The organism is Streptomyces swartbergensis (assembly GCF_002148965.1).
In the GTDB taxonomy this organism is placed as follows: domain Bacteria; phylum Actinomycetota; class Actinomycetes; order Streptomycetales; family Streptomycetaceae; genus Streptomyces; species Streptomyces swartbergensis.
On sequence record NZ_NGFN01000524.1, the window covers coordinates 1 to 3,809 of the forward strand.

The window sequence follows — 3,809 nt, forward strand, 5'->3', positions numbered from 1 at the left end:
CCCCAGACCCTGATCGACGAGGTGTGGACGGACGACCCACCCCAGGACGCCCCCGCCGCGCTCCAGGCCCTCATCGGCCGCCTCCGCCGCGCACTCGGCAAGGACGCCGTGACATCGGACACCGGCGGCTACCGCCTCACGGCCACGCCCGACGACATCGACCTCTTCGTCTTCGAACGGCTCGTCCAGCAAGGCACCGACGCCCTCGCCGCCGACGCCCCCGCCCTGGCGGAACGGCATCTCGACGACGCCCTCGCCCTCTGGCGCGGCCCCGCCCTCGCCGACCTCCCCGACCGCACCGCCGCCGCCCGCCCGGAGGCCACGCGCCTGGAGGCGACCCGGGCCCGAGCCGAGGCCCGCCTGCGGCTCGGCCGCGCGCCGGACGTCGTACCGGAACTGCGGGAACTGACCGCCGTACACCCGTACGACGAACCGCTGCACGCCCTCCTCATCCGCGCCCTGCGCGACACCGGCCGCCAAGCCGACGCCCTCGCCGCGTACGAGTCCGTCCGCCGCGCCCTCGCGGAGGACCTCGGCACCGACCCCGGCCCCCACCTGCGCGCCCTCCACGCCGACCTGCTCGCGTCGGCCGCGAGGAGCGAGAGACCGACGCCCGCTCCGCCCGAGCGCACCGGGAACATCCGTCCCCGTCTGACCTCCTTCGTCGGCCGGGAACCCGAGATCGACGCCATCCGTTCCGACGTGCACAGGGCCCGGCTCGTCACCCTCACCGGACCGGGCGGCTCCGGCAAGACCCGCCTCGCCGAGGAGGCCGCCGCCGGGCTCCCGCAGGCGTGGCTGGCCGAGCTCGCCCCGCTCGACCGGCCGGAGGCGGTGCCGGGAGCGGTGGTCAGCGCGCTCGGTCTGCGCGAGACGGTGCTGATGACCAGCGAGCTGACGGCCGTGCAGGACGACCCCGTCGCCCTGCTCGTGGAGTACTGCGCCCCGCGCAGCCAACTGCTGATCCTCGACAACTGCGAGCATGTCATCGGCGCCGCCGCCCACCTCGCCGAGACCCTGCTGACCCGCTGCCCGGGGCTCACGATCCTCGCCACCAGTCGTGAACCCCTGGGCGTGCCCGGTGAACTGGTGCGTCCGGTCGAGCCCCTGCGGCCGGACCACGCCCGCCGGCTGTTCACGGAGCGTGCCGCCGCCGTCCGTCCCGACGCGGACGCCGTGCTCCGTGACGAGCGGGCGGTGGCGGAGATCTGCCGCCGCCTGGACGGGCTGCCGCTCGCCATCGAGCTGGCCGCGGCCCGGCTCCGGCTGCTCACACCCCGGCAGATCGCCGACCGGCTCGACGACCGTTTCCGCCTCCTGACCTCGGGGAGTCGTACGGTCCTGCCCCGCCAGCAGACCCTGCGTGCCGTCGTCGACTGGTCCTGGGACCTGCTCGACGAGGCCGAGCGGACGGTGCTGTGCGAGGTGTCCGTGTTCGCGGGCGGCTGGGACATCGCGGCGGCGGAGGCCGTGTGCACCGGGCCCGCCGCCGAGCTGCTCGGAGCGCTCGTCGACAAGTCCCTCGTCGTGGCGACACCCTCCGAGACAGCCGACTCGGACGATTCGGGCCGTCCGAACGGCTCAGAGCGTCCGAACGGCTTAGACCGCCCGAACGGCTTAGACCGCCCGAACGGGTCAGAGCGTCCGAACGGCTCAGACCGTCCGAACGGCTCCGTCGGCATGCGGTACCGGATGCTGGAGACCATCCACGAGTACGCCGTCGAGCGCGTCGCCGAGGTGCCGCCGCTGCGTGCCGCGGCCGAGCGCCGGCACGGGGCGTGGGTGCGTGCGCTCGTCCAGCAGGCCGACCCGCTGCTGCGCTCCGCCGGGCAACTGCCGTGGATCTCCCGCCTGGAGACCGAGCTGGACAACATCCGCGCGGCCCTCGACCGGGCCCTCACAGCCGGCGACGAGCCGGAGGCCGGCGCTCTGGTCCTGGCCATGGGTTGGTTCTGGTGGCTGCGCAACTACCGCCACGAGGGCATGGAGTGGCTCGACCGGATCCTGCGGCTGGGCGTGGAGAGGGATGCCGCCGGGCGGGTGCCATCCGGTGGCGAGCCGGGCCTGCCCGATCCCGTCGACCACTTCCTCGCCGCGCCGGACGGGGAGGCGGCACATCCGCTGCACGCCCTGCGGATGGATCTGCGCATGGCGCATCTGCTGTTCGTGACCGAAGCCGGGTCCACGGAGGCGTTCGTCAAGGAGCGGCGGCCGTATATGGAGCGGGTATGGGCCTACTTCCAGGAGGGCGGCCCACGGGCGGCCCGGATCCCGGGGCTGGTCAGCCTGATCATCTCCTCCCACGTGGGCGACCGGAGCGGCCTCCGGGCCGTCATGGACTCCGCCGTCGCCAACTGCCGTGAATACGGCGGGGACTGGGAGACCGCCGTCGCCCTGATGTTCCGTACGCACATGGTCGTCGACGCACCCGGTGACCTGGACGGCGTCGACGACGACCTCGCGGAGCTGCGGATCCTCAGCCGCCGCGCCGGTGACCGCTGGCTGCGGGCCCAGGTGTGCGGCGCGGCCGGCGAGGCCGCCATGGCCCGCGGCCGCTTCGAGGAGGCCAAGGGGGAGTACGAGGAGGCGCTGCGGCTCGCCTACGAGGTGGGCGCCTACACCGAGTCGCCCTTCCTCATCGCCCGGCTCGCCGAGATCGCCTACCGCGCGGGAGACCGCCCGGCCGCGCTGGCGGGGCTGGACGATGCGAGCGCCGCCGCCGACCGGTACGGTGTGGCGGACTCCAAGGCGTTCGTCCTGGTGCTGCGGGCCCAGATGGCGTCCGAGGAGGGGCACACAGCCCGGGCGCGCGAGATGTGCGAGGCGGCGCGCGCGGACGCCGCGCGCGGCACACCGCCGCCCCAGTTCACGGTGATGCTGGATCTGGTGGACGCCATGGTCACGGCGAGTGAGTCCGGCCCGGGGCCCGCCCTGGCCAAGCTGATCGGAGCCCTGCGCCTGGCCGTGGACAAGCGGTGCTCCGACACGATCCGGGCCACGGTGGTGGACAGCGCGGCAGGACTGCTGGCCGACGTCGGCGACTTCCCGCGCGCGGCACGGCTGCTCGGTACCGGGGACCACTGGTGGGCCGGCCGTCCCCGCCCCATGCCGGAGCACGCCCAGGCGGAACGGATCGGGGCAGCCGCTCGCGCCGCCCTGGGCCCTGCCCGGTGCGAGTCGGAGCGCGCCCGGGGCGCGAGCCTCACCGCGGACGACATCCTGCGCGAGCTGGACCGGGCGCGGAGCTCGTGCGCCACCGAGCCGAAAGCCGCTAACCGCAGGTGAACTTCGACTCCGCCCAGTCCGCCAGGACCAGGTTGTCGAGGGCGCTGTGCGGTTCCACGACCAGCCGTACGGTACTGCGGCCGGTGAAGTTCACCTGGACGGGAACGGCCGGGTCACCGCCCTCCACCGGCCCGGACCGCCACAGTCGCACCCCGTCGGCGTATACGGAGAAGTACACCTTGCCGAGCTTCAGCGTCAGGTCGTCCACCCCGACGAGCGCCTCGTACGAGGAGCAGGAGCGGTTGAGGTCGATGGTGACGGAGGAACGGCCGTGCACGGTGACGCCGTGCGCGTACCGCTGGTCGCCGGCCGAGAGGCCGTACCGCTGCCAGACCCAGCTGCTCGTGCCGATCCGCATCTCGGGCTCGGTGCCGTCGCCGCTGATGTCGTACGACAGTTCGCTCCACTGGTAGACGGCCGGGGCGGGCGGCATCTCGGTCGGTGTCGGCGTCGGTGTCTGAGTCGGTGTCGGCGTAGGCGTGGGCGTGGGTGCCGGGGGTGGTGTCGGCCTCGGGGACGCGGGC

General features: G+C 74.1%; 2 protein-coding genes. One reads left to right on the top strand and one right to left on the bottom strand.

The annotated features are described in order from the left end of the window. Positions 1-3,285: ATP-binding protein (locus CA983_RS41400; RefSeq protein ID WP_086605814.1), on the top strand; the 3,285-nt coding region annotated here is incomplete at its 5' end. On the opposite strand, the gene CA983_RS41405 is transcribed toward CA983_RS41400, so the two are convergent. Continuing rightward, positions 3,272-3,809 (bottom strand): NPCBM/NEW2 domain-containing protein (locus CA983_RS41405; RefSeq protein ID WP_208637164.1); only part of this gene is annotated, 538 nt, incomplete at its 5' end. The two genes, CA983_RS41400 and CA983_RS41405, sit on opposite strands and share 14 nt — an antisense overlap.